Below are 19,463 nucleotides of genomic sequence, written 5' to 3' on the forward strand. Positions count from 1 at the left end.
ACCTGTGGCCGGGAGATAACAGCCTTGCCTCAGCGTCAACTGCCGTTCCCGTCCGAAATGCCCAACCGCCCCTCCGTATTCGAGAGCGTGGCGACATTCGCGCTGATCGCGGCCTTGCTCTATCTCGGCGCGGGCATCCTGGTCCCGCTGGTCCTCGCCATCCTGCTGGCTTTCGCCCTGGCGCCGCTCGTCACCTGGTTCAACCGGCGGCTGCACCTGCCAGACCCCGTCGCGGTCATCCTCGCGGTGGCCCTGGCGCTTACCGCCCTTGGCGGCTTCGCCTTCATCTCGGGCACGCAGGTCGCCAAGCTGGCCGCGGAACTGCCGGGCTATCAGGAAACCATCATTGCCAAGATGTCCGGCCTGCAGGAGCAGTTCGGCAACAATTCCCTGATCGACCAGATCAATGGCGCCATCGAACGGCTCACCACCGAGATGGAAGGCGCCGGGGAAACCCGGCCCGGCGCGCCCATTCCCGTCACCATTTCCAACGAAATCGGTCCGCTCGGCATCCTGAGCTCGGTGCTGGGGTCGATCATCGGCCCGGTCGCCACCGTGGCCATCGTCGCCGTCTTCCTCATCTTCCTGCTCATGGGTCGCGGCGACCTGCAGGAGCGTTTCATCCGCCTCGTCAGCGCCGGGCGCTATTCGAAGACCAACATGGCCATTGCCGACGCCAGCCAGCGCGTCGGGCGCTACCTGCTGATCCAGCTGGCCGTGAACACCGTCTATGGCACCATATTCGGCATCGGCCTCTGGCTCATCGGCGTGCCCAGCGCGGTGCTCTGGGGCCTGCTCATCATCCTCTTCCGCTATATTCCCTTCGTCGGCGCGCTGATCATCGCCATGGTGCCGTTCCTGCTCGCCTTTGCCGTCGATCCGGGCTGGAACATGCTGCTCATGTCGGTGGGCCTGTTTCTGGTGCTCGATCTGACCACCGCCAATGTCATCGAGCCGCGCCTCTATGGCTCGAGCACGGGCGTCTCGGCCATAGCCATCCTGCTCTCTGCCATGTTCTGGGCCACCATGTGGGGTCCGGTGGGCCTGATCCTCGCCACGCCCATGACAGTGTGCCTTGTCGTGATCGGGCGCCACCTGCCGCAGTTCCAGTTCCTCGAAACCCTCTTGGGCAGCGAGCCGGTGCTGTCACCACCAGAACGGCTCTACCAGCGCATGCTGCGGGGCAATACCGAAGACGCCATCGAGATGACGGAGGATCATATCGAGGCGCACGACACCCAGCATTACCTCGACGAGGTCATGATGCCGGCGCTGCGCCTGGCCAGCAGCGAGCTGGCCGATGGCCCCGAGGCCCTGCCGCAGCGCCGCCAGCTGGTGCAGTCCTTCGAGGCCCTGGTGGATGAAGTCGCCAAGGTCGACTGGCCCGAGCAGAGCGCGCTGCTGCTGATCGGCGGCCGCACTGAGATCGACGAATGCGCCGCGACGCTGCTGGGCATCCGTCTCGCCAATGAAGGCATTGCCAGCCGCGTATTGCCGCCGGTGGCGATCCGGCAGGAGGCGATCGGCCGCCTCGATCTCGATGGCGTCGAGGCCGTCGTGCTGGTCTTCATGGGCGACGATATTCGTGCCCAGACGCGCTATGCCGCCCGCCGCATCCGTCGCATGGCACCCGATACGCGCGTCATCGTCTGCGCGCTGCACGAGTCCAGCGCCCAGGAATCCGCTGAAACCCTGCATGTGGACACCATCTTCCGCACGATGGATGATGCCGTCGAAGGCGCCCTGGTCAACCTGCACCAGCTGGAAATCAGCGAGCTGCATGCCAGCGGCAAGGTCGAGCCTTTCGCCGGCGCCGGCCGCGGGGACGATGCGCTTGGCCAGGCCATCGAGCAGATTGCCGATGCCTTCGGCATTCCCTTCGCCACCATCAACCTGCTGCATGACGATCGGCACGCCGAAGACGAAGCCGCCTTCCGCCTGACCACCATCGTAGCCGAAACCCGCAAGCCGCTGATCGTCCAGTCGCAGACGCCGCATCCCCTGGTGGGGGACAATGCCTATCTGCAGACCAATGGCATAGACCTCTATGCCGCCGTCCCGCTGATCCTCGACGACGGGAGCTGCATCGGTGCCCTGGCGCTGCTCGACTACGAGCCTCGCGAATTCGGCCCCGAGGACATCGCCCAGCTGCAGGCTGCAGCCGATGATCTGGTCCAGCGCTTTGGCCAGGGCGGAGCCGTAGCCGCATAGATCGGCCAATGGCTGGCGGGCGAGGGTCTTCTCCTCTAGGCTCCCCGTCTCGCCCTCGTTTCCAGGTTCTCCATGTCCGTCATTTTTCCGCGTCGTGGCCGCTCATTGGCGCCCGACCAGCGCTCCGAACTGATCGTCATCGATCTGACTGGCCGCCAGCAACTGGTCTACACCGCCGATGAGGTGATCGAGGCGCCGAACTGGAGCGCGGATGGAAGCTGGCTGGTCTTCAATGCCGGTGGCAGGCTGTTCCGCATTGCCCCCACGGGCGGTGACCCCGAGCAGATTGATACCGGCGCGCTGGCCGACCTCAACAATGACCATGTGCTGTCACCCGATGGCAGCACCATCTATGTCAGCTCCGACGACGGCCACCTCTATGCCGTGCCCTTTGCCGGTGGCACGCCGCGCCGCGTCTCCAACACGCATGACACGCCCTTCCACTACTATCTGCATGGCATTTCGCCCGATGGCGAAACGCTGGCCTATGTTGCGGTGGAACAGCGCCATGACGAGCGGCAGGTCAACGTCTTCACCATTCCCGCATCCGGCGGGCCCGACACGCGGCTGACCGACCTGTCCATGCCAAACGACGGTCCCGAATATTCCCCCGATGGCCGCTGGATCTATTTCAACTCGGAACTGGCGGCGAGCCGCCCGGGCCATGCCCAGGTGTTCCGCATGAACGCTGCTGACGGCAGCGGGCTCGAACAGCTGACCTTCGACAGCTACGTGAACTGGTTCCCGCACCTGTCGCCCGATGGCCGGCATGTCTCGGTGCTGAGCTATCCGCAGGGCACCACCGGCCACCCCGCCGACAAGGATGTGTTGCTGCGGCTGATGGCGCCGGAAGGTGGCCCCATGCGCACCCTGGCCAGTTTCTTCGGTGGCCAGGGCACCATCAACGTCAACAGCTGGGCACCGGACAGCCAGCGGCTGGCTTACGTCGCCTATCCGAAGCACTAGGAGCCTGTTTAGCGGCTGGTGATGCCCAGGGCCTGGCGGATGCTGTCATCCTGCTCGGTGCGCTGCATGACGACGCCCCACCAGCCCAGCCCGTCATATTCCTGGTAGCCCAGCGTACGCGCGAAGGCGATGATATTGCCCTGCCCGTCGTAATAGCTGCCGCGCTGGCGATCCTCATGGCGCAGGTCGAAGGTGGTGAAGCGACTGGCCGGCCGGGTCGAGGCGATCACCTTGCCCTTGCCATCGAGCAGCATGACTTCCGTTCGCTCGGCGATCTTGGGCGGCAGGGCCGCCTCGGTCTCGACAATGGACTGGCCCTGGTTCTGCCAGTCGAAATAGACCCCCAGCGTGCCGAGCACCTGGCCATTGGCCCGCCCGTTGGTCCGCACCGCCGTGCTGTAGACCAGCACGTCCTGCCGGTCATGATGCGCGCTTTCCATCACGTCGCCCACCGCATAGTCGTCGCCCGACGTCGTGTTGCGCGCCGCGCGAAACCAGGCTTCGCGCGACAGGTCGACGCCCATGAGGGCGCGCGCATGCGCCGGATTGGCACTGGCCACCACCCTGCCCTGCGCATTGGTCAGCACGAGGTCGCAATAGACGCTGTAGAACTTGTTGATCGTGGCCAGCCGCTCGGCGGCAAAGGCCACCGCGTCGGGATCCGCCCCTTCGTCCAGCGCCTGCCACAGCGCCGTATCGGTGGCCCACCAGCGCACGTCGGCCGTTCGTTCATAGAGATTGCGCACGATCAGCTGGACGAGCGACTGCGCCAGGTCGATGAGGCGCACGCCTTCCATTTCGTCGACGAGGGTCTCGCTCATGGTTCGGCTCAGCGATATCCGCCCCACCAGCACGTCCTGAAAGCGTACCGCGATATCGGCGGCACGATCGGCCAGTCGCTGCACTTCGTCAGCCACCACGGCGAAGCCCTTGCCCGCGTCGCCGGCCCGCGCCGCCTCGATAATGGCATTGATGGCCAGGAGCTTGGTCTGCTTGACGATCTGCAGGTTGCTGTTCGAATAGCTCTGCAATTCCCCGCTGATGCCGTCCATCACCACGCGCATGGCGCGGGGCGATGCATTGACCGCTGACGTGTCGTTCGAGCTCATGCTTGATCCCAGTTGCACCGTGGGACAACGCGCCGTGCAGGACCGCCTGTCAGCAGGGCTGGCAATCCGGCAGCGCGATGCTTTCCGAGTGGGGATGCTGCGCCTCTATGGTAACTTTTCTGTAAACACGGGCGGAAATACTGATCTGCCCAATATTTAGGCAGTACTTATGCCTCAATCCACACGGGTACTGACTTGAATGCTGGCGTTTTGCTACGCGGATCAACTTGCGTGCCCACCAGAACATTGGCTTCGGGATAGTAAGCCATCGCACTGCCACGCGGCAGGTCAAATGCCGTGGCAATGGCTGCCATGCGCCCGGTCTCCGATGCCAGCGTCACCGTCTGCCCCTCATGCACGCCGAACGCCGCCATGTCCTGGCTATTGAGAAACACGGCCTGCCGCCCGGCCCCACCGCGATAGCTGTCCTTCTCCTCGTAGATGATGGTGTTGAACTGCCCCTCGCTGCGCATCGTGGCTAGCGTCAGCCGCTCGCGCTGCAACATCGGCAGCGGCGTCACCACGAAATGTGCCTTGCCGTCTGGCGTGCCGAATTCGGGCACATGCATCACCCGGTGCTTGATGTGGAATTCCTGCTTGGCCACATCGATGTCGGCCAGTTCCTCGAGGCCCGGCACGATGGCGGCGATGGCATTGCGCACCTTCGAATGGGCGCAGAATGTCTTGATGGCGATCGGCGAATTGGGCAGCAGGCGCTGCCCGATCTCTCCCAGGATCCAGCTCTCGGGACGCACATTGTCCAGCCGGCGAATGCCGCCATCGCTGAGCCGCACATAGTTGAACATCGACTCCTGCGTAGTGGGCTCCCACTCCTCGTCGCGTGCCGTCACCGGCAGCACCAGAACGTCGCCATCGCCCAGCCCATGCACATGGCCCATATTGAGCGTAGTGGTGAGGAACAGCTTGAAACCAATGGCCTCCATGGCCCGGCTGGCAAAGGCCCGGTCCGGCGTGGCGCCCCACAGATTGCCACCCATGATGACGGCACTATCGATCCCGCCCGCTTCGGCCGCCTTGAGGCAGGCCATGGTATCAAAGCCCTTCTCCTCGGGGAACTTCACCCCGAACTCGGCCTCCATCTTCGCCAGCACATCCTTGGCCAGCACCGGCTTGACCCCGATCGTGCCGATGCCCTGCACATTGGAATGCCCGCGCAGCGGCAGCAGGCCCGCATAGCGCTTGCCCACCATGCCGCGCAAAATCGCGAGATTGGCGATGGCCTCCACATTGGCGACGCCATGGATGTGGTGCGTCATGCCCATGCCCCAGGCGAACACGACCCGCTTGGCCTCACCGTATCGGGTGGCGATATGCCTGATCTCATCGACCCCGATTCCGCATGCGGCCGTGATCTCGTCCCAGCCGAGCGCCTTGAGATCGGCCTCGAAGCCGGCAAAGCCGCTGCTGTAGGCCGCGATGAACGCACGGTCCTCATAGCCCATGTCCAGCACCGCCTTGGCGATGCCCTTCATCAGGGCAATATCCGAGCCGATGCGCGGCTGCACGTAGTCCGAGGCAATCTCGCTGCCACCCTTGAGCATGGAACTGGGCGACTTGGGCACCGCGAACTTGACCAGCCCCGGCTCCTTTGCCGGGTTGATGACGATGACCTCGCCACCCCGCTCGCGACAGTTCTTGAGCATGTGGATGAAGCGGGGATGGTTGGACGATGGATTGGCGCCGATGACGAAGATCAGGTCCGCTCCGGTCAGGTCCTCCAGTTCGACGCTGGACGTACCCTTGCCGATCGTCGTGGCCAGCCCTTCGCTGGTCGCCTGGTGGCAATAGTAGGAGCAGTTGTTGACATTGTTCGTGCCGTAAGCCCGGGCCAGCAGCTGGAAGATGAAGCCCGCCTCGTTGGATGACCGCCCCGACGAGTAGAAGAAGCTCCGCTTCGGGTCAGTCGCCGCCAGGTTCTTGGCCGCGTGGTCGATGGCAAAGTCCCAGTCCACCGGCACATAGTGGTCCGAGCCGGCCGCCTTCCACAGCGGCGTACCCAGCCGCCCCAGATGCTCCATCTCGCGACCGGTCAGCTCCTGCAGGTCGGCAAGCGGATGCGCGAATATCTCATGCGGAATGCCCGGCTGGATATCGGTCGACTGCGCCTGCACGCTCTTGTTGCAGACGGAGGGAAACTCATCGAGTTCATTGGTCATGCCGCCGCGCTGCCCGCCCATGCCATAGGCACAGGCCTTGCAGGCATTTTTGGCGGTCAGCGCCTTGCCCGCCTTGCCCACGCCCATGCGGGCAATGGTGGCCAGCGTATAGAGAACCTTCTTGGGTCCGCCCCCGACGATATGGCTGGTATCGGCCAATGCACTGCTCCGGCTTGCTGCCCCTGCATTGTCTGGCGGCGCCGCGCGACAAGCAAGCCGCGCGACGTCACATTCTGCCCTGGCGCCTAGTTGCCCTCTGGCGCCACGCGGATCAACCGCCCATTGTCCGCGTCGGTCAGCAGGTAGATCGCCCCGTCCGGCCCCACCCGCACGTCGCGGATGCGGCCAAGCTGGCCGGCAAACAGCCGCTCCTCGCCCACGATCTCGTCGCCATCCATATCAAGCCGCACCAGCACCTGCCCGCTGAGGCCGCCCGACAGCAGGTCGCCTTCCCAGCCCGGGATCAACTCAGCCTCGTAGAAGTCGAGGCCCGACGGCGAAATGGATGGGTCCCAATAATGCAGCGGCTGCTCCAGCCCCGGCTTTTCCGTGCCCTCGCCGATGGGAATGCCCGAATAGTCCACGCCATAGGTGATGACGGGCCAGCCATAATTGGCGCCCGGCTGGGGCATGTTGACCTCGTCGCCGCCCCGCGCGCCGTGCTCGACCGTGAACAGCGCCCCGTCCGCCCGCAGCGTCGCGCCCTGCGGATTGCGATGACCCTTGCTCCAAAGCTCGGGCGCCCAGCCCTCCGGCGTGGGATTGTCGGCGGGCACCGAACCATCCGGCGCAATGCGCACGATGGCGCCGGCCAGATCACCCAGGTCCTGGGCGCGATCCTGGTCGCCGCGATCGCCCAGCGTCACGAACAGGTTGCCGTCATTGCCAATCACCACCCGCGAGCCGAAATGCCGGTTCGAATTGGTGAAGCGATTCATGCGGAAGATCACCTGCGGGTCTTCCAGCCGTCCCCCTTCACCTTCCAGCACCAGCCTCGCCGACAGTAGCGCCGTACCCTGCCCGCGCTGCTGGCCGGCATCCTGGGCGCGCTCGGCAAAGGTAAGGTAGATCCGGCCACTGGTCTCGAAGTCCGGCGCCAGCGCCAGGTCGAGCAGGCCGCCCTGCCCCTGGTCATAGACATCGGGCACGCCCGCAATCGGCTCGCCGACGATGCCGTTGTTGATGACCCGCAATTGTCCGCTCCGCTCTGTGACCAGCACGCGGCCATCCGGCAGGAAGCCGAGTGCCCAGGGATGATCCAGCCCCTCGGCAATCACCGTGGCACTGAGATTGCCCGCACTGGACTCCACCGTCTGCGCCTGCGCCGGCATGGCCAGCGCGAGGGTTGCAAGGGCAGTCGCGACGGCGACGGAAACATGATCGGTCATCATTGGGGCCTTTCGACGCTTGGAGTCCCAAAACTTGAATGCGGGTGTGGACATGACCATCTTCATGACGACACCGCTTGACCGGAACGCGGCAGGCGGGCAATTTGGGCGCATCTCCCCGCAAAACTAATCGTGAAGCGCACGCCGAACGGATTTTGGCTGGGGATAGCTATTGAACTGCCGTGCCGATTGGAGGCGACGATAATGGAAAAGATCCCGATGACGGTTGGAGGCCAAAAGGCCCTGGCCGCCGAATATGAGCACCGCACTGCCAGCGAGCGCCGTCGCATTGTCGAGGCGATCTCGGAAGCGCGTGCCCATGGCGATCTGTCCGAAAACGCTGAATATTCGGCCGCCAAGGAACAGCAGAGCCTCAACGAGGGCCGCATCAAGGAACTCGAGACCATCCTCGCGCTCGCCGATGTCATCGACGTCAGCAAGCTTTCAGGCGACCAGGTCAAGTTCGGCGCCACGGTCACCTATATCGACGAGGACACCGAGGAAGAAAAGACCTACCAGATCGTGGGCGATCCCGAAGCCGATGCTTCGGCCGGCCGCATCTCGATCTCCTCGCCCATCGCCCGCGCGATGATCGGCAAGTCGGTGGGCGATTCGTTCGAGGTTGCCGCTCCAGGTGGTGCCCGGAGCTACGAAATCATCAAGATAAAGTATGCGTGACGCTCAAAACTTGGGCATTTGCCCAAGTCGGGTGTGACATTTCGGTCTGTTCCACAGGACTTGTCCAGCGGCGGAACAGTTTGCCTTGAAAGACTACTCCTTCGCCCTTTAACTAGCGGCCGAGGAGTACTCGCTTTTGTCGGAGAGCGTTGCGATGCACGCGAAAGTCATCATCATCGGTTCCGGTCCGGCCGGCTACACCGCTGCGATCTACGCGGCGCGCGCCATGCTGGAGCCCGTGATGATCCAGGGTCTGCAGCCCGGCGGCCAGCTGACCATCACCACCGATGTCGAGAACTATCCCGGCTTTGCCGACGTCATCCAGGGCCCCTGGCTCATGGACCAGATGAAGGCCCAGGCCGAGCATGTCGGCACCAGGATCGTCAATGATCTCATCGTCAGCGTCGATCTCGACCGCCGTCCCTTCGTGCTGACCGGCGACAGCGGCGACATCTACACCGCCGACAGCCTGATCATCGCGACCGGCGCCCAGGCCAAATGGCTGGGCCTGCCCAGCGAGCAGAAGTTCCAGGGCTTCGGCGTCTCTGCCTGCGCCACCTGCGACGGCTTCTTTTATCGCAACAAGGAAGTCCTGGTGGTCGGCGGCGGCAATACCGCGGTCGAGGAAGCCCTGTTCCTCACCAATTTCGCCTCCAAGGTGATTTTGGTGCATCGCCGCAGCGAATTCCGCGCCGAGCGCATCCTGCAGGATCGCCTGTTCAAGAATCCCAAGATCGAAGTGCGCTGGAATACCGAGATCGCCGATATCGGCGGCTCTGCGATGCCACCCTCGGTCAATTCGGTGACCCTGCGCGACATTGCGGCCAACCGCACCTATGAGCAGCCCATCGACGGCATCTTCATCGCCATCGGCCACGCACCGGCCACCGCGATCTTTGCCGGCAAGCTCGACATGAAGCCGGGCGGCTACCTGCAGGTGAAGGCCGGGACCACCGAAACCAACGTTCCTGGGGTCTTTGCTGCCGGTGATGTGACTGATGATGTTTACCGTCAGGCAATCACTGCCGCAGGCATGGGTTGCATGGCGGCGCTGGAAGCCGAACGATACCTGGCCGAACACGAACTTGCCGAAGCGGCGGAGTAGATTGCCAGGATGTGCGATCCACGCTCCACTCATTTTGCATCCTGCCATGTCTCCGCCGTGATGGCGGGCAAGGTTCCGCACCCCGGCTGATCGACAAGTAGAAAGCGTCAAGAAAAATGCTCGACTGGGACAAGCTCCGGATCTTCCACACCGCCGCCGAGTCGGGCAGTTTCACCCATGCCGCCGAAAAGCTGGGCATGAGCCAGTCGGCCGTGTCCCGCCAGATTTCCGCGCTGGAAGACGATCTCGGCCTCAAGCTCTTCATCCGCCATGCCCGCGGCCTCGTTCTCACCGAAGTCGGTGAACAGCTGTTCCGCACTGCGCACCGCATGCATTGGGAGCTGCAGCAGGTCGAAACCCAGATGTCCGAAAGCCAGGACGTCCCGACCGGCCCGCTCATCGTCACCACCACCGTGGGTATCGGCTCGACCTGGCTGTCGTCGCGGCTCGACGAATTCCTCAAGCTCTATCCGCTGATCCAGCTCGAAATCCGCCTGAACGACGCCGAGCTCGACTTGGCCATGCGCGAGGCCGACGTGGCTATCCGCCTGCATCGCCCCAACCAGTCGGAAATGATCCAGCGCAAGCTGTTCACGGTGCACAACCACTTCTACGCATCCAATGCCTATATCGACGATCACGGCATGCCCTCGAGCGCCGAACAGCTCGACAATCACCGCATCATCAGCTTCGGCGAGCCGGTTCCGTCCTATCTGGGCGACATCAACTTCCTCGAGCGCATGGGGCGTACCGATTCCAGCCCGCGCCGCGCCGCCCTCAAGGTCAATGCGATCTATGGCATGATGCAGGCCTGCCGCGCCGGCATCGGCATCGCCATGCTGCCCGACTATGTCACCGAAAAGGAAGACGACCTGATCCAGGTCCTCCCCGAGATCGAGCTGCCCGCCTACGAAGCCTATTTCGTCTATCCGCCCGCCCTCAAGAACTCCAAGCGCGTCGGCGTCTTCCGCGACTTCCTCGTCGCCAAGGCGAGAGAGTGGAGCTTCTGACCGGCGCTTTGCGCAAGATCACGCCAGTGGCGTGATCTTCGGTCAGAAGGCCATGAGGCCTATGGCCGAATGGCGAAGCGCTTCCTTCCGCAAGCAAGGGTCACGCCCATGCCCATCACCACCATCGCCCTCGATGCCGATGACACGCTCTGGCAGAACGAGCAGTTCTTCCGCCTGACCGAGCAGCGCTTTGCCGATCTGCTCCGGGATTATACCGACGCACCCGATCTCACCGATCGGCTGATCGCCTCCGTCACCAGGAACCTCTCCTTCTATGGCTTCGGCATGAAGGGGTTTGCCCTGTCCATGGTGGAGACCGCGCTCGACGTAACCGACCATCGCGTGCCCGGAACGGTGATTGCCGAAATCCTCGCCGCCGGACGCGAACTGCTGACCTACCCCATCGAGACCCTGCCCTATGTCGACCAGGCACTCGACCAGTTGCAGCAGACCCATCGACTGATCCTGGTCACCAAGGGCGATGTATTCGACCAGGAGCGGAAATTGGCCGCTTCCGGCCTTGCCGACTACTTCGCCGCCATCGAGATCGTTGCCGACAAGAATGCCGCCACCTATGCGCGCATCTTCGAGCGCCATACCGATGGGCCGGAACACACCGTCATGGTCGGCAATTCCCTGCGCTCCGATATCCTGCCCGCATTGGAGGCCGGCAGCTTTGCCGTCCATGTCCCGCACGACCTGACCTGGTCCTACGAACATGCCGAGGAACCGGTCGACGAACCCCGCTATGCCAGAATCGACCATCTGGGCGAACTCACAGGCGCCCTTGCAGGCTTCGAGGCCAGGCTCCAGGCCACCAGGGTTTGATCCTGCAAGGATCGAAGATTTCGTCCATAGTCGTTTGATTTATCACGATTATTCCAAATCGCATGCACTCGCTGCATAGCTTGTATGCTGCCTGCGCAATTGTTGGGCACGATCAACCCTCCTATATGCCCGCATACACAGCGGGTGCGTTCTCCTCCCTCCCTTGCGCCCTGCTGCGTTCCCTCCTTGCGGGACCTGTTCCCGCAACTTTGTGGCTCCGCTCTCCCCTCGAGCGGGGCCACTTTTTTTGGCCAAGCCTGTGCACCAACTGCATGGCTGACATGTCAGACATTGTATTGTCGACCGAGCCGATAGAGTTCATATTAACGGCGTCGCTGAGGCGTGCTCCGTATCCTCCTCCCTCGGACCCCGTATCGCGACACCGAACCGAGATCGTATCCTCCTCCCTCGATCAAGGTTCACTGGCAGAGCGCATATCCTCCTCCCTTGCTCTCTGCCCCACTTTGGATTTGGCTTCGGCCCAGTCATCAGCCCTGTCTTCGGACAGGGCTTTTTTTTGCTCATCACGCGGCGCCAGGGCCTATTCGCGCTTGGGGCTGGGAGCAACGCAACGATCTGCTCACGAGCGCGTTACCGAACGCGCGATCCATGCGCCTGGAGAATTCCGTGGGCACTTCCGTCCTTATCAGCATCCTGATCACCTTCCTGGTGATCGTCCTCATCCTCTGGCTGGTTCAGCGCCTGCCGGTCGAGGCCAAGATCCGCCAGATCATTCAGATCGTGGTCATCGTCATCGGCATCATCGCCATGCTGAAGTATCTCGCCGTCTTCTAGGCGACGGCAAGACTGAATTCGCTCCGGTGAACCTGGAGTCATCCCGCAGGGCAAATCGCTCCACTGGAGCGATTTGAGGCCTCTGGCCGTATGGCCGGGGCCCGCCGCCAGCGCGTCGGCTTGACAATTTGTCGCTGTGCAAAATGCATGGCAGTCATGTTGACCTATGCATTGCTGACCAAACGGTCAAAACCTATATTGCCAATGTCGCTGGTGAAGCCGCTCCGTATCCTCCTCCCTCGGACCCGCTTCTTGCGACACCGGATCTCGGCCGTATCCTCCTCCCTCGGCCTGGGTCCAACCGGTTCGGCGCATATCCTCCTCCCTTGCGCTGGGCCATACTTACGATTTGGCTTCGGCCCTATCATTAGGCTCCAACTTCGGTTGGAGCCTCTTTTTTTGCCCATTTGCAAATCTGCATGGCAGCACTTCCCATTGCGCGTTTGTGCGTTTCCACCCGGCATAGGATAGTGGCTTCGACCAGTTTAGCGGCGGTCGTGGCGCCGCTCCTCCAAGGTCAGTCGCTTCGGCTGCTGACCCCTGGGCCCTGCCCATCCCCTCGGGCGGGGCCTTTTCTATTTTTCGGCAGCATTTTCTCCTCGCCCCGGCAAATTCTGCCGCGCGACGGCGCAAACGCCCCGACTTCCCCTTGATTCATCAGCGTTTTTTGTCGGCACGCAGCTTGCAAGGCGGTCTCTGACCGATCGCAGGAGCGTCCGATGGTTGCCATCAATACGGGCTATTCAACCAACACCTATTATCAGGCAGCGGCTTCGAACCAGGCGGCCGCCAGCGCCAAGACCGCGACAACGGCCACGACCACCACCGAGCAGGCAGCGACATCGGTCACCCTCTCTGACGCCGCCCTTGCGGCCCTGGCGACCAAGGACTTTGCCACTGTCGTGGCCGACGCCCGCGCCAAGCTGGCCACGCTGTTGACGGAGGCTGAACGCACCTCGCCACTGCAGGACGACAAGCTGGCGCTCGACCTCTCGAGTCTCGATGCCCGCGAACTCTTCGCCATGGCGAGCGACGACAGCTTCACCGAGGACGAGCGCACGGCTGCCGGCCTCGAAATGCAGCGCCGCTTCGAGGCAGCCCTTGCCGGCCCTGCCGCTCTCGCCAAGGTCACCGGCAATCTAACCGGACTTTACAAGGCCGCCGCGGAATATCTCGATGGCCTGGGCCCCGAGGAAAAGGCCGGTGCGGACTGGATTGCCGGCCGCGCTGCCGTCACCGACGCGCTCAAGCAGCTGCAGTCCAATCCCAAGACCATGCCCGACGCCGGCGAAGAGGACCCGGTGGCCCTTTACCTCGCTCTGGTCGAGGCCGGCGAGACCATCAAGCCCACTGACATCGCCGATGTCGCCGCCACCGCCCGCAAGACGCTCGACAGCCTCTATGCCGACGCGATCAAGGCCGGCAAGGCGCCCACTTTCAACAAGACCACCACCGTCGGCACCTATATCGACCTGTCAAAGTTCGACAGCCGCAGCCTCTCGGCCATCGCGCTCAATACCGGCGACAAGTTCACCACCGAGGAAGTCCGCCACGCCGAGGCCGCCCTGCGCAGCAAGAGCGGCGCCGCCCTGCTGGCCGGCTTCCAGAACGCCGCCAAATCCAGCGATCCGACGGCCTTCAGCCAGAACATCATGGCCATCTATGCCTCGATGAGCGCCGAGGAACGCCAGGCCGCCGGGTGGAGCGACCAGTTCTACCAGGCCGCCGCGGCAAGCTACGAGTCCACCAACCAGCTGCTGCAGATGTTCGCTGACGCCGGCGGCGACAGCACCGGATTCTTGAGCTGGATGGGAAAGTAGGCCTTCTTTTCACCTCTCCCTTTGGGGGAGAGGTGAAAGCGCGCTACACAATTCCCGCACAGAACCCCTGGATGCGCCGCACCGCCTCTTCCAGCTCGGCATTGCTCGCCGCATAGCTCAGCCGGAAATGCCCGGGCAATCCAAACGCCGTGCCATGCACCAGCGCCACGCCGGTCTCTTCCAGCAGCGCCATGACGAAATCCTCGTCGGTCTCAAGCCGCTTGCCTCCGGCGCTGGTCTTGCCCAGCAGCCGCTTGCAGGACGGGAACACGTAGAAGGCCCCTTCCGGCGTCAGGCAATCGAGCCCGGTATTGGCGTTGAGCCCCTTGACCACCAGGTCCCGCCGCGCCTGGAACACCTGCCGCCATTCGGCGAGGAAATCCTGCGGTCCGTTCAGCGCCTCGACCGCCGCCCATTGCGAGACCGAGCTCGGATTGGTCGTCGACTGGCTCTGCAGCTTGGTCATGGCGGCCAGCAAGGGCCGCGGCCCGGTGCAATAGCCGATGCGCCAGCCGGTCATGGCATGAGACTTGGAAACGCCGTTCATGGTCAGCGTGCGCGGCTGCAGCTTCGACTCCACCTGCGCAATGGTGGCGAAGGTGCCGCCGTCATAGACCAGCACTTCATAGATATCATCGGTGAGAATGTGCACATGCGGATGCCGCATCAGCACCTCGGCCAGCCCCTTGAGCTCCTCGGCCGTATAGGCCGCGCCCGTCGGATTGCTCGGTGTGTTAAGGATCAGCCACTTGGTCTTGGGCGTGATCGCCGCTTCCAGCACGTCCGGCTTGAGCTTGAACCCCGTCGAGGCATCGGCCACCGCGAACACCGGTTCGGCGCCGCATAGCCGCACGATCTCGGGATAGCTCACCCAGTAGGGCACCGGTACCACGACTTCGTCGCCCGGATTGAGCGTCGCCATCAGCGCGTTGAAGATGATCTGCTTGCCACCCGAGCTGACGAAACAGTCCGCTGCCGTCACGTCCAGCCCGTTGTCGCGGCGGAACTTGGCGGCCACGGCCTCCTTGAGCTCGGGAATGCCATCGACATTGGTATAGCGCGTCTTGCCCTCGTCCATCGCCCTCTTGGCGGCATCGCGCACATGCAGCGGGGTATCGAAATCCGGCTCGCCGGCCGAGAGCGCGATGATGTCACGTCCCTCCTGCGCCAGGTTGCGCGCCTTCTGGCTGATCGCCACCGTCGCGGATGGCGCCACGCGCTCCAATGCCTCGGACAGAAAACCCATATCAACTCTCCCGGAAATGCCGGGCCGACTGATAAGGCCCCGAGGCGTGCCCGGCAAGCTATGCCTTGGGCGGAGCGGTGCTTTCGCGCACCACCAGCTCGGTGGAAAGGACGCGGCGCCCCTCGACTTGCCTCCCCTCCAGCGCCGCCTCCACGGCCAGCCGGGCTATCTCGGTCATCGGCTGCGCCATGGTGGTGAGCTTGGGCGTCGCTACTGCACCTTCGGGCACGCCATCGAACCCCACGACCGATACATCGCCCGGCACCGTCCGGCCGGACCGGAAAAGCCAGTCCACCGCCCACATGGCGATTTTGTCCGACATGGCGAGTATGGCCGTCGGCACCACTTTGACTGCAAACATCTCTGCCATAGCTTTATGCGTACTGGCCTCGTCTTCCAGAGTCCCGAAGACCGGCACTCCATCGATGTCGATTCCCGCCGCTTCCAGCGCATCCCAATAGCCAAGCGCACGGTCGCGTGAAGTGGAATACCGGGCCTGCCGCACCAACGCCTGGTTTGCACGTCCGGCATGACTGTCCTTCAACATGGTCGAGACAATGCCGAAGCGCCGGTGCCCCAAGGCGAGCAGATGCTCGGCCGCCACGCGCGCACCAGCCCGGTTGTCCACTCCGATGGCCGGAATCGATTGGTCTTCAGCCCCGATGGCCAGCGCTACATAGGGCAATTGCCGCTGCCGGGTGATCTCCACCAGCCGCTCGCCGCCCTCGACGCAGAGCAGGATGAACCCATCAACCAGCGCCGACTGGATATTCCAGTCCAGCCGCTCGTCACTTCGCGCTGAAACCAGCGCGACCCCGGCCCCGCGCGCGTCGCAGATGTCGGAAATCTCAGCCATGAGCTGGCGAGCCCACAAATCCTCGAAAAAGTAGCTCAGCGGCTCGATGGCCGCGACACCCACGGCATTGACCCTGCCCTGCCGCAGCAGGCGCCCGGTGACACTTGGTCCGGCATATCCCAGTTCTCTAGCGACGGTGAGCACATGATCGCGGACCTCCTCGCGAACCAGATCTGGCTTGCTGAACACATTGGACGCCGTACCTTGCGACACCCCCGCCGCCTTGGCGACGTCCTTGAGCTTGATACTGGCCTGGGCCTGTCTAGCCACACTTGCTTCCTCTTGCCGATACCGAGCGCAATAGCACGACTTTTGTATCGGTTCAATTTTCGCTTGACTCAGCCCCGTTCGCAGAGTCAGATTGAACCGATTCAAGACGCCTTCCCGGCTGTTAATTGAATCGATTCAAGATTGGAGCAAGACATGATCCCCGCCAGCTATCTGTTCAAGGACATCTATCACCAGCATTGGGAGGAGCCCCCGGAAGCTTCGGCCCATATCGAAAAGAACCGCCGGTTCATCGATGGCCTGATGACGCCTATCGCGAGCGCCATTGCCGCTGTCCTGACGCGCCGCGGAAACAACGGCACCGTGCCGCACCGTCACGTTTATGAGTGAAACCCGCGCCAATTTCCGGCCTGCGGCTCAAATGCCCAGGCCGGCCTCCTTGCGCAGCGCCACGCTCTGCACCCGCCAGCCTTCGCCCGGCTCGTCGGCCAGCTGATAGAGCGCCTCATAGAGGCTTTGGTCACGCCCCACGAAATTCACCACCTGCAGCACCGCGGTGTCGCTGACCTTGTTGAATTCGCCAAAGCTGTGCGACCGGGACTCGGCAATGGCGCCATAGCCCGATGCCAGGATGACTCCCAGGAACACCTCCGGCTGCCCCTCGAATTGAGTCTGGAACCCCTGCCCGGCAAAGCTCAGGGCCGCCTCGCCGTCCCCGGCACGAAACGCCTCGACCTGCCCGGTAATGGTCGCCTGCCAGGGCGCGGCATCATCCTGAGCCAGGGCCGGAGCGCCCAGTGACACGATCAGGACCATCATTGCGAAAAGCACGCGCATACCCGCCTCCTTGCCGCCGATTTCGGCCGGCCGCCACAGTTTCGCCTTCAAATGGTACCCGTCCGACCAGATTCGACCCAAACTCGAACCGCATTCACATGGCTAAGTGCGGCCAACGTGATGAGCAGGAAGACGGCGATCCCATGCATAAATCTACGTCTCCCCGGCGGAAAAGTTTCAAGCGCTTCGCCATTGCCACGACGCTCCTGCTCTCGGGCGGCGCTGCCGCGGCCCTGATGGCTGGGGTCACCCCCGCGACGGCCGCCAACCTCGCCGCACAGCCGGACGCCCAGATTGCCGTATTCATGGTGCCGCTGACCATTCTGGTGGTCGCCGTCTTGTATGAAGTTGCGCGCATTGCCCTGCGCGGCACCCTGCCGGACGAGACAACCCCGACGCGCCGGCGCCCCCTCCGCCACTGGTCCCCCATCCAGCGCGAAGGCTGACTTTCAGTTTCCTGACCAAAGTCACTCATGGGCTGGCCTCGCGCCGGCCCTTTTCTTTGCCGTCTCCTCAGACGATCAGCCTATTGCCGCCCGCCTGCGACAGGTCCACACTCTCGCCAAGGAGGACTTCAGCATGCTTGTCGATACCATCCTGCAAACCAAGGGCGCCGCTGTCCACACCCTGCCTGATACCGCCACGCTGGCTCAGGCCGTCGCCGCGCTCAACGCCCACAATATCGGTGCCTTGGTGATCGTCGGCGCAGGTGGCGCCATCACCGGAATCCTGTCCGAACGCGACATCGTCCGTCGCATCGGCGAGGACGTGTCCAGCGCCCTTGCCCTGCCGGTCGCCGATTGCATGACGCGCGGCGTCATCACCTGCACGCGCACCACCGAAATCGCCGACGTCATGGAGCGCATGACCCGCCTGCGCATCCGCCACATGCCGGTCACCGAAAACGGCAAGCTGGCCGGCATCGTGTCGATCGGCGACGTGGTCAAGCGCAAGATCGAGGAGGCCGAGCACGAGGCCGAAGTGCTCAAGGAATATATCGCCAGCTAGGGCGCCAGCCGCATCAGCCCTGCCGCCGTCGGCCCGAAGCCGGCCTTGCGGTAGAAGGCTTCCAGATGCGGCTCGAAATCGACATGCAGCCACTGCGCGCCGCGCTGTCGCGCCAGCTCCGCCGCTCGCGCGACAAGCCGGAGCGCGATGCCCCGCTGGCGGTAGTCGGGGTCGACACAGGTGTCGAGGATGAAGGCGTGAATGCCGCCGTCCCAGGCGACATTGACGAAGCCGATCAATCTCGATCCGTCCTGGGCGCAGACATGGGCAAGGCTGCGCGCCAGAATGGGCTGAAAGCTCTCCGGCCCTGCGTCACCCCAGGCCGCCAGCCACAGGCGGCGCATCGCCTCATCGTCGGGAAATGGATCGTCGACAATGTCCTGCACGGGCGCACCCTCCCTTACCAATGTGACCAAGTCTTCATGCGCCCGCAAGGTCGTGACCATGTGGCGCCCGCTAGTGTCCTCATACCGGATCACCCGGCTCCCATGCAAAGGACCTACCATGAAGACGCTTCCCATGACCGCCATTGTGGCCCTGATGACCGCAACCATTGGCCTCACCGCCATTGCGCCCACCTATGCCCAGCAGATGGCTGCGCCCGCGCAGGCCGAAGCTCAGGGCAATTTCCGCCATCACAATGACGGCCCCCGCCAGGGTGGCCGCATGGGCGGCGGCGACGTCCTCGGCTTCGAGCGTGGTGCCGAAGCCATCGAGATCGCCCTTGTGCGCCTCAGCCACGCCATCGAGATGACTGACGAGCAGCAGGGCCTGTTCGACACTCTCAAGACCGCCGCCCTGGACGCCGCCGCAGACTTCGCCGCCGCCACCGACTCCCTGCGCCCCGCCGCGCCGGTTGCCGGCCAGGCCGCTGCGCTGCCCGACATGTCCGAGCGCCTCGAAAACCGCATCGCCTTCGAGACTGCCAAGCTGGCCGCCCTTGAGGCCGTGCAGCCGGCGGCCACGGCCTTCTTTGACAGCCTCACCGACGAGCAGAAGGCCGAACTGGCCCCGCAGCGTCCCGGCCGCGATGGCATGCCCGGCTTCGGCAAGGGCAACATGCGCCACCAGGGCATGCACAAGGGCCCGATGGGCGCGCCCGCGACCGCTCCGGAAGCTCCGACCAACGGCTAGCCGCTTCGGGTCCGCCGCCGCTTGCCGACCTCCTTCTCGGCTGCGGACCCGCCAGACGACGCCTGTC

The 19,463-nt window shown here is 63.8% G+C and carries 19 protein-coding genes; 12 read left to right on the forward strand and 7 right to left on the reverse strand.

All coding sequences use genetic code 11. From position 1 onward, the window contains the following. Nucleotides 1-24: 24 nt before the first annotated feature. Nucleotides 25-2,211, forward strand: coding sequence for an AI-2E family transporter (locus ACLI1C_RS13265; RefSeq protein ID WP_411397482.1), 2,187 nt, complete (start codon nt 25-27; stop codon nt 2,209-2,211). Nucleotides 2,212-2,283: 72 nt separating this feature from the next. Continuing rightward, entirely contained in the window at nt 2,284-3,177 is an 894-nt protein-coding gene (locus ACLI1C_RS13270; protein ID WP_411397483.1) for a TolB family protein, read from the forward strand. Nucleotides 3,178-3,185: 8 nt separating this feature from the next. Here the strand turns inward: ACLI1C_RS13270 and ACLI1C_RS13275 are convergent, their stop codons facing one another. From ACLI1C_RS13275 to ACLI1C_RS13285, 3 genes are all read right to left on the reverse strand, one after another. After that, on the reverse strand, nt 3,186-4,286 hold the full coding sequence (locus ACLI1C_RS13275; protein ID WP_411397485.1) for a methyl-accepting chemotaxis protein: 1,101 nt from the start codon (nt 4,284-4,286) through the stop codon (nt 3,186-3,188). Nucleotides 4,287-4,453: 167 nt separating this feature from the next. After that, entirely contained in the window at nt 4,454-6,622 is a 2,169-nt protein-coding gene (locus ACLI1C_RS13280) for an FdhF/YdeP family oxidoreductase (protein WP_411397486.1), read from the reverse strand. An 86-nt stretch (nt 6,623-6,708) separates the two neighbouring features. Beyond that, nucleotides 6,709-7,854 carry a PQQ-dependent sugar dehydrogenase gene (locus tag ACLI1C_RS13285; protein WP_411397487.1) on the reverse strand — a complete coding sequence of 382 codons (1,146 nt, stop codon included), beginning with the start codon at nt 7,852-7,854 and terminating at the stop codon, nt 6,709-6,711. Between the two features lie 201 nt (nt 7,855-8,055). Between ACLI1C_RS13285 and greA the strand changes: the two genes are divergently transcribed. From greA to ACLI1C_RS13315, 6 genes are all read left to right on the forward strand, one after another. Then, nucleotides 8,056-8,529, forward strand: coding sequence for a transcription elongation factor GreA (greA, locus tag ACLI1C_RS13290; RefSeq protein WP_411397488.1), 474 nt, complete (start codon nt 8,056-8,058; stop codon nt 8,527-8,529). A gap of 154 nt (nt 8,530-8,683) precedes the next feature. Then, nucleotides 8,684-9,634 (forward strand): thioredoxin-disulfide reductase, encoded by a 951-nt coding sequence (gene trxB / locus ACLI1C_RS13295; protein WP_411397490.1) that lies wholly within the window; start codon nt 8,684-8,686, stop codon nt 9,632-9,634. Nucleotides 9,635-9,750: 116 nt separating this feature from the next. Next, complete coding sequence (locus ACLI1C_RS13300) at nt 9,751-10,644, forward strand: LysR family transcriptional regulator (RefSeq protein WP_411397491.1); 894 nt, start codon at nt 9,751-9,753, stop codon at nt 10,642-10,644. 108 nt (nt 10,645-10,752) lie between these two features. Further along, a complete protein-coding gene (locus tag ACLI1C_RS13305) occupies nt 10,753-11,472 on the forward strand; it encodes an HAD family hydrolase (RefSeq protein ID WP_411397493.1) in 720 nt (239 codons plus the stop codon). Between the two features lie 627 nt (nt 11,473-12,099). Next, nucleotides 12,100-12,267: a Thivi_2564 family membrane protein gene (locus ACLI1C_RS13310; protein ID WP_411397495.1), complete on the forward strand. Its 168-nt coding sequence runs from the start codon at nt 12,100-12,102 to the stop codon at nt 12,265-12,267. 719 nt (nt 12,268-12,986) lie between these two features. Continuing rightward, a complete protein-coding gene (locus ACLI1C_RS13315; RefSeq protein WP_411397496.1) occupies nt 12,987-14,087 on the forward strand; it encodes a hypothetical protein in 1,101 nt (366 codons plus the stop codon). A gap of 43 nt (nt 14,088-14,130) precedes the next feature. Here the strand turns inward: ACLI1C_RS13315 and ACLI1C_RS13320 are convergent, their stop codons facing one another. Together ACLI1C_RS13320 and ACLI1C_RS13325 are read right to left on the reverse strand one after the other, a co-directional pair. After that, nucleotides 14,131-15,333 (reverse strand): pyridoxal phosphate-dependent aminotransferase, encoded by a 1,203-nt coding sequence (locus ACLI1C_RS13320; protein ID WP_411397497.1) that lies wholly within the window; start codon nt 15,331-15,333, stop codon nt 14,131-14,133. A 58-nt stretch (nt 15,334-15,391) separates the two neighbouring features. Further along, a complete protein-coding gene (locus ACLI1C_RS13325) occupies nt 15,392-16,459 on the reverse strand; it encodes a LacI family DNA-binding transcriptional regulator (RefSeq protein WP_411397499.1) in 1,068 nt (355 codons plus the stop codon). Between the two features lie 153 nt (nt 16,460-16,612). Between ACLI1C_RS13325 and ACLI1C_RS13330 the strand changes: the two genes are divergently transcribed. Beyond that, nucleotides 16,613-16,807 carry a hypothetical protein gene (locus ACLI1C_RS13330; protein ID WP_411397501.1) on the forward strand — a complete coding sequence of 65 codons (195 nt, stop codon included), beginning with the start codon at nt 16,613-16,615 and terminating at the stop codon, nt 16,805-16,807. 27 nt (nt 16,808-16,834) lie between these two features. On the opposite strand, the gene ACLI1C_RS13335 is transcribed toward ACLI1C_RS13330, so the two are convergent. Then, the gene (locus ACLI1C_RS13335) at nt 16,835-17,254 is read right to left on the reverse strand and encodes a DUF4864 domain-containing protein (protein ID WP_411397503.1); all 420 of its coding nucleotides are present in this window, start codon (nt 17,252-17,254) and stop codon (nt 16,835-16,837) included. Between the two features lie 143 nt (nt 17,255-17,397). Here ACLI1C_RS13335 and ACLI1C_RS13340 point away from each other — a divergent pair, with 143 nt between their 5' ends. Together ACLI1C_RS13340 and ACLI1C_RS13345 are read left to right on the forward strand one after the other, a co-directional pair. Continuing rightward, complete coding sequence (locus tag ACLI1C_RS13340; protein ID WP_411397505.1) at nt 17,398-17,700, forward strand: hypothetical protein; 303 nt, start codon at nt 17,398-17,400, stop codon at nt 17,698-17,700. 133 nt (nt 17,701-17,833) lie between these two features. After that, nucleotides 17,834-18,262 carry a CBS domain-containing protein gene (locus tag ACLI1C_RS13345; RefSeq protein ID WP_411397507.1) on the forward strand — a complete coding sequence of 143 codons (429 nt, stop codon included), beginning with the start codon at nt 17,834-17,836 and terminating at the stop codon, nt 18,260-18,262. Here the strand turns inward: ACLI1C_RS13345 and ACLI1C_RS13350 are convergent. Beyond that, on the reverse strand, nt 18,259-18,648 hold the full coding sequence (locus ACLI1C_RS13350; RefSeq protein WP_411397508.1) for a GNAT family N-acetyltransferase: 390 nt from the start codon (nt 18,646-18,648) through the stop codon (nt 18,259-18,261). The two genes, ACLI1C_RS13345 and ACLI1C_RS13350, sit on opposite strands and share 4 nt — an antisense overlap. A gap of 118 nt (nt 18,649-18,766) precedes the next feature. Here ACLI1C_RS13350 and ACLI1C_RS13355 point away from each other — a divergent pair, with 118 nt between their 5' ends. Beyond that, entirely contained in the window at nt 18,767-19,396 is a 630-nt protein-coding gene (locus ACLI1C_RS13355) for a Spy/CpxP family protein refolding chaperone (RefSeq protein WP_411397509.1), read from the forward strand. The last annotated feature ends 67 nt before the right edge of the window (nt 19,397-19,463 follow it).

Origin of the sequence: Devosia sp. XGJD_8, from assembly GCF_046614475.1 — a bacterium.
Taxonomy (GTDB): domain Bacteria; phylum Pseudomonadota; class Alphaproteobacteria; order Rhizobiales; family Devosiaceae; genus Devosia.